Here is a 7,137-nt window from a genome sequence, read left to right on the forward strand (position 1 = left end):
GGAAAATGGAGCATTATCAATGTCTGCAATAGGAACAAGTCAAGAAAGCTCCACAAGAGAAACAATAAGACAAATAGCAATAATGAATAAAATAGCTGGAGTGGATATTCAACATATTGGAGATGCTGGATATTCAGGAGTTGCAAATTATGAAAATATAATGGAACTGTCAATCGCCATAAGAGGTGTAAGACACACAATTAGAATGATTGCTGCTTCAAATGATAGATAAAAATAGCTTATCGTGAATTTTAGGAGGATTTTATGAAAAGAATATATTTGTTTTGTGCTGCGGGAATGTCTACAAGTTTAGTTGCAAAAAAAATGCAGGAAGTTGCAGATAAACATAATTTACCTGTTGAAGTAAAAGCTTTTCCTGATGGTAAAATAGATGCTATTGTTGAAGAATTGCATCCAGATATAATATTGCTTGGGCCTCAAGTAAAATTTAAATTTGAAGAAACAGCTTCAAAATATGAGCCAAAGGGAATTCCTGTAGCAGTAATTGATTTGGAAGATTATGGAAAAATCGATGGAGAACGTATTTTAAAAAGAGCAATAAAAATACTAAAAGAAAAGGCGGTAAAGGAAGATGTTTGATAAATTAGAGAAAATTTTAGGACCTTTGGCTACTAAATTAAGCAGTAATAAAGTTTTAACAGCAATCCGTGATGGATTTTTAGTAGGTACACCGTTAATTATAGTGGCTTCAATATTTTTAGTTATTGGGAATTTTCCAATTCCTGGATATACAGAATTTATTGCAAAATTTTTGGGAAAGGGATGGGATGGACACCTTGATGCAGTTATTAATTCTACATTTGGTATAATAGCTCTTCTTGGAGTTATTGGTATTGGTTATTATTATGGTAAAGAAAAAGGAATAGAAGGTATTGCGGGAGCTGCAGTTTCATTAGTTGCATTTCTGATTATAAGTCCTCAGACACATCCGCTTTTTGTAGACAAGGAAGGTAAAGCTTTTAGCGGATTTGCATCAGGAAATTTAGGAACAAAAGGATTATTTTTAGCAATGATTACAGCATTGGTTTCTGTAACAATATTTACGGCAATTAAAAATAAAGGATGGACAATAAAATTGCCGGATGGTGTGCCACCTGCGGTAATGAATTCATTTGCAGCATTGATTCCAAGTATGTTTGTTATGTTTACATTCTTTATAATAAGACTTGGATTCTTGTTTTTTACAAAAGAAGGATATGCTCATGATTTTATTTATAAAGTATTACAGGCACCTTTGATGGGATTTGGTCAAAGCCTTATATTTGAACCTATTTATCAATTTTTGTCAACATTATTCTGGTTCTTTGGTATAAACGGTCCAGCAGTTACGAATACTATTTTCAATCCTATACATTTAGCATTGACTGCTGAAAACCTGGCTGCATATAATGCACATCAACCTTTGCCTAATATATTCGCAGGACCATTTGGAGACTTCTTCTGTAACTTTGGTGGTGGAGGAAGTACACTATCTCTTGTATTACTTATGATATTTAAAGGTAAATCAGAACGTATGAAAAAATTAGGTAAATTGTCTATAGTTCCAGGAATCTTTGGTATAAATGAAATGGTTATATTTGGACTTCCAGTTGTATTAAATCCAATTATCGCGGTACCATTTTTATTGGTTCCACTTGTTAATACGATTTTGTCCACAGCTGCCACTTTGTTAAATATTATACCTCGTACAACTGGAGTTTTACTACCTTGGACAACACCAATGTTCTTTTCAGGATGGTTGGCTACAGGAAGTATAATTGCGGGACTTTTCCAAATAATACTGGTTATAATTGGATGCCTTATTTATTATCCATTCTTTAAAGTGCTTGATACACAGTACTTGAAAGAAGAAACTCAACCAGTAGAACAAAATGAGAAAGATGATTTAGAAGATATTTCTCTTGATGATATCTCGTTCTAATGTATAAATTTATATTGAATAAGGCTGTTTCAAAATTAATTATAAAATTTGATTTTGGGGCAGTTTTATTTGTTATTAAAGACTATTCAAGATATACTCAAACCTATTTTAAATTAAACTGCTAAAATTATATAAATTTATGGTTTGAGTAAAATAGTCATAGCTTTTGAGTTTGGTTTTAAACAAGTTTTACTATAAAAAAGTATTATTTTTAATGAATACAAAAAAATCAAAGCAGAATTTTGACAGAAAAGAGGAAAGATAATGAAAATAGTTTTATTTTTTGATCAGATTCAATCTGGAACAGGCGGAAAAGAAGGTGCTAATGTAGAACTTGCACTGGAAAAAGGTGGAATGGGTTCATACATGATGTTTTCAGAATATATAAAAAATATAGGTGGAACAGTGCTTGCAACAACATATTGCAGCGACAGTTATTTTAAGGAAAATCAGGAACTTGTCCTTGAAAAAATGACAGGTCTTCTGAATAAGGTAAAAGCTGATATTCTTTTGTGTGGACCATGTTTTAACTATTACAACTATGCAGAAATGTCCTCCATTCTAGCAGAACATGTAAAAAAGGAAACAAATTGTAAACCTGTAGTTGTATGTTCAGAAGAAAATAAAGAAATAATAGATAAATATAAAAATGACTTAGTAATGATAAAAATGCCAAAAAAAGGTGGAGTGGGATTACGTGAATCACTACAGAATATGGCAAAAGTAATTAAGAAGGTTTACGATGGGGATAATTTATCCGAAGTGAGCGATTATATATATAAATAGTTAGGAAAAAATTATCGCAAAATTAAATAAAATATATAAAAAGCAGAAATTTTTATATTATTTTTGAATATCTTTAGGATAGTTTTATCTATTAATTTATCTGTATTGTCAAATAAAAGAAATGGAGTAAATATGAGACTAAAAGAATTATGTCAGTTAAATGGAGTTTCAGGGGATGAAAAGGAAGTGCATGATTTTTTATATAATGAATATAAAAAAAGAAACCTTTCAATAATAAAGGACAGACTTGGCTCTGTTTTTGGTCTTAAAAAAGGAAACAACTCGTCATATAAAATAATGATAAGTTCCAACATGGATGAAAGTGGAGGAATGATTTCAGACATCAGGGAAGACGGATTAATGGAATTTTTAACAATAGGACTTTATGAAAAAGGTCTGTTTGAACAGAGAATAGTAAAAGTGCTTAATAGAAGACATGAAGAATATACAGGATTTATAGTAAAAAATGAAAATGAACTTTTACTTGATACAGGATATGGAAATAAAGAGGAAGTTTTAAAAGCAGGAATTCAGATTGGAGATATTTTTTTACTTGATGTTCCAACTTTATGCCTTCCAGAAAGAGAGATACTTTCTAAAAATCTTTCTAACAGGGCAGGGCTTGAGGTTGGTCTTACAGTTCTGGATAAACTGGAAGAAGGGAACGAAAATCTTCCATTTGATGTAGCAGTAGGCGGAATATCCCATTCGGTAACAGGTCAGCGTGGTGCAATAACGGCAACGACTGCTGTAAAACCTGATATAGCTATTGTTATTGATGCAGCATATGTAAAAGAACCCAAAGAAAATGCCATATATATTCGTAGTTTTGATAAGTCAATGCTTCCAAATCAAATGTTAAAACAGGAATTTTATGAAGCTACAAAGAAAAAAGGATATATTCCTGAAGGGCATGTTCAGCTGGAAGCAACAGACGGGTCATTTATCCATAAGTCATTGGAGGGAACTCCAACAGTTGTGCTTGTACTGCCTTTAAAACATAAACAGGCTCTTCTAAATTCGTTAAAAGTAAAGCACATAAATAATCTTAGTGATGTAATCATAGAGTTTATTAAGGGGTTGACTGCTGAAAAAATAGAAAAATTAGGATTTAAAAGGTGAGAAAAATGAATTTTGATATAAAATGGGAAGTTTTGAAGGAGCTGACAGAAACTTATGCAATTTCAGGATTTGAAGAAGATATTGCCAATATATTGAAAAAGCATATAAATCTTCCATTTTCTCAGGATGGCCTTGGATCCTGCCTTTTTACAAAGGAAGGAGATGGTATTTCCATAATGATAGCCACTCATATGGATGAAGTAGGATTTGTCGTAAGGGAAATAGATGAGCAGGGGTACCTGTATTTTCAGAATGTAGGAAATATGTGGTCACATGTTCTGCTCAATCAGAAAGTGGCAGTTATAAATGAAAAAAAGAATATATATTATGGTGTTATTGGTGGACCTGCAGTTCATTCAATAAAGGAAAAGGAAAGAGAAAAGGTATTGCCGATTGATAAACTGTATATCGATATGGGAGTCAGAAGTAAAAAAAGGATTGAGGAGCTGGGAATAAAAGTAGGAGATATGATATGTCCGTACGGAGAAATGATAGAGCTGAATGAAGAGGGGTACTTTGCAGGAAAAGCATTTGATAATCGTGTAAGTGTAGCGACAGGAATATGGCTTATGAATATGCTGAAAAAGGAAAATATAGGTAATAAGGTTACTCTCGCGGCAACGGTACAGGAGGAAGTTGGGCTAAGAGGTGCAAGAACAACAGCACATAAAGTTTTTCCTGACTTGGCAATAGCTGTAGATACTACTTTGGCAGGAGATACCCCCTTGAATAAAAATAATATAAAGCTTGGAAAAGGAGTAGCTATTAATGTTATTGATTCAATGACCATAATGAACAGGGGACTGCTTATTTATATTGAAAATCTATGCAGAAAGAATGACATTCCTTATCAGCTGAGCTGTTTTACAGATGGTGGGACTGATGCAGGAAATATTCATAAGTCAGGAACTGGAATACCAGCCACAACTTTATCTATACCTATGAGATACATGCATACTCATCTTGGAGTTGTACATAAGGATGATATTATTGCGACATTGAAACTGCTGAAACTGATAGTAGAAGATCTGACTCCTGAAAAATATGACAGAATACTGAAGGAAAACTATAATTACAGTGAATAAGATGAAAAAACTTGAGGAGGTAAGAAGATGTGGGGAATAATTGCAACATGGTGCATGGCACATGATGGTGTCAAAGAAGCTGCAAAAATACTGAAAAATGATGGAAAAGCGGGAGAAGCAATAGAAACAGCAATAAAAAATGTTGAAGATTTTCCTTTTTATAAATCTGTAGGTTACGGTGGACTTCCAAATGAAGAAATGGAAGTCGAACTAGATGCGGCATACATGGATGGAAGCAGCTTTGATTTTGGTGCAGTATGTGCTATTAAGGATTTTGCCAATCCTATATCTGTTGCCAAAGATTTGAGTCATTTAAATGAAAACAGCATGTTAGTAAGTGAAGGTGCAGAAAAATATGCACATAAAAAAGGTTTTGAAAGAAAAAATATGCTTACAGAAAGGGCAAAAATACATTACAGAAACAGATTGAAGGATATGGCACATATAAAAGAAATAGAGATAAAGCCCTATTCAGGACATGATACAGTTGGTATGGTGTGCCTTGATAAAGAAGAAAATATAGTTGCAGGAACTTCTACAAGCGGACTTTTCATGAAAAAGAAAGGAAGAGTGGGAGATTCGCCTGTAATCGGTTCAGGACTCTATGCTGACAGTGAGATTGGAGGAGCAAGTGCAACAGGACTTGGAGAAGATATAATGAAGGGGATAATTTCATACGAGATAGTAAAACTTATGGAAAGTGGTTTTTCTCCCCAGAAAGCATGTGAAAAGGCTGTCTTCACTTTTGAGAAGAAATTGATAAGAAAAAGAGGAAAAGCAGGAGATATTTCTGTAATTGCCATGAATAACAAAGGAGAATGGGGAGTGGCTACAAATATTGAAAATTTTTCCTTTGTTGCAGGAAATGAAAAGACTCCTGTAAAAGTATACAGGACAAAAAGAAAGGGCAATGAAATGATACACGAAGAAGCGACTGAAGAGTGGCTACAGGAGTATATCAATGAAAGAACGAAACCTCTTATAGAAAAATAAGGTAGGTAGAAAATGGATAAAAATACGGATGATAATAAAAAATATGATAAAAAAAGGAATATTTCCGATGAGGAAATAATATTGAAAATAAAAGAAGAAGTGAAAAAAATACAGCCTGAATTAATAGAGAAAATACGTGAATTAGTTTCTATTTACAGCATTCAGATGGAACCTGAAGAAAATGCTCCATTTGGAAAAGGGCCTGCCAAGGCACTGGATAAAGCTTTGGAAATATCAGAAAAACTGGGATTTAATACAGCGAATATAGATAATAAAATAGGTTATGCAGAATATGTATCAGAAGAAATAAGGGATTATGAGGAATATATAGGGATTTTTGGACATGTAGATGTTGTTCCTCTTGGTGAAGGGTGGAAGTATCCTCCATTAGGCGGAAAAATAGAAAATAATCGCATATATGGAAGAGGTGTTCTGGATAATAAAGGTCCCATTCTGTCAAATCTTTTTGCACTCCATATTCTAAAAAAATTAGGAATAAAATTTGATGTTCCTGTAAGAATAGTTTTCGGAACAAATGAAGAAACAGGATTTGCATGTGTAAAACATTATCTGACAAAGGAAAAAGCTCCTATTTTTGGCTGGACTCCTGATTGTAAATGGCCAGTTGTGTACGGCGAAAGGGGAAGGCTTAAGGTAAGAATATATTCTGAAATGAAAGATTTAGAGAAATTATATGAATTTGTAAATGGATATATTTTATCCGCACCTAATAATGGTGTAAAATTAAAAATAAACTTTAAGGATGATGATTTCGGAGAAATGATATTAAGAGGGTACAGATTTGGAATTGCTGAAAACAGACATTTTTTCGAATTTGTAATGAGCTATCCTGCAATATGTAAAAAAGATCAGCTTATGGATTTAATCAGAAGTAATTTGACGGAAGGAACAGAGCTGGAAGAAATTTCCAACTGGAATCCAGTCCTATATGATAAAAATTCTGAATATGTGCAGACTTTACAGAAAGTATATAATTATGTTACAGGGTTTAATGCAGAACCTGTCACAACTACAGGAGGAACTTATGCAAAGATAATTCCTAATATTATTGCATATGGACCAAGTTTTCCAGGTCAGAAGGATATAGCGCATTTACCTGATGAGTGGCTTGATTTATCGGACTTAGAGAAAATAACAGAGATTTATGCACTTTCATTATATGAAATAAGTAAGTTGAAAAATAGAAAA

7 protein-coding genes and 1 pseudogene are annotated in these 7,137 nt (G+C 33.0%); all 8 read left to right on the plus strand.

What is annotated here, in order from left to right:
* Window positions 1-232: pseudogene (locus Q0370_RS09230) on the plus strand (haloacid dehalogenase-like hydrolase); the annotation flags it as partial.
* 32 nt (window positions 233-264) lie between these two features.
* Window positions 265-600: a PTS sugar transporter subunit IIB gene (locus Q0370_RS09235; protein WP_299574965.1), complete on the plus strand. Its 336-nt coding sequence runs from the start codon at window positions 265-267 to the stop codon at window positions 598-600.
* Window positions 593-1,942 (plus strand): PTS sugar transporter subunit IIC, encoded by a 1,350-nt coding sequence (locus Q0370_RS09240; protein WP_299574967.1) that lies wholly within the window; start codon window positions 593-595, stop codon window positions 1,940-1,942. The genes Q0370_RS09235 and Q0370_RS09240 overlap by 8 nt, the downstream gene beginning before the upstream one ends.
* 264 nt (window positions 1,943-2,206) lie before the next feature.
* Window positions 2,207-2,728, plus strand: coding sequence for a GrdB-related putative oxidoreductase (locus Q0370_RS09245; protein ID WP_147005268.1), 522 nt, complete (start codon window positions 2,207-2,209; stop codon window positions 2,726-2,728).
* A gap of 132 nt (window positions 2,729-2,860) precedes the next feature.
* Window positions 2,861-3,850 (plus strand): hypothetical protein, encoded by a 990-nt coding sequence (locus Q0370_RS09250; RefSeq protein ID WP_299574972.1) that lies wholly within the window; start codon window positions 2,861-2,863, stop codon window positions 3,848-3,850.
* 5 nt (window positions 3,851-3,855) lie between these two features.
* Window positions 3,856-4,935 carry a M42 family metallopeptidase gene (locus Q0370_RS09255; RefSeq protein WP_299574974.1) on the plus strand — a complete coding sequence of 360 codons (1,080 nt, stop codon included), beginning with the start codon at window positions 3,856-3,858 and terminating at the stop codon, window positions 4,933-4,935.
* 27 nt (window positions 4,936-4,962) lie between these two features.
* On the plus strand, window positions 4,963-5,928 hold the full coding sequence (locus Q0370_RS09260) for a N(4)-(beta-N-acetylglucosaminyl)-L-asparaginase (protein ID WP_299574976.1): 966 nt from the start codon (window positions 4,963-4,965) through the stop codon (window positions 5,926-5,928).
* 12 nt (window positions 5,929-5,940) lie between these two features.
* Window positions 5,941-7,137 (plus strand): Sapep family Mn(2+)-dependent dipeptidase (locus Q0370_RS09265; protein ID WP_299574978.1); only part of this gene is annotated, 1,197 nt, incomplete at its 3' end.

Source organism: uncultured Leptotrichia sp. (assembly GCF_938036635.1).
Classification (GTDB): Bacteria; Fusobacteriota; Fusobacteriia; order Fusobacteriales; family Leptotrichiaceae; genus Leptotrichia; species Leptotrichia hongkongensis.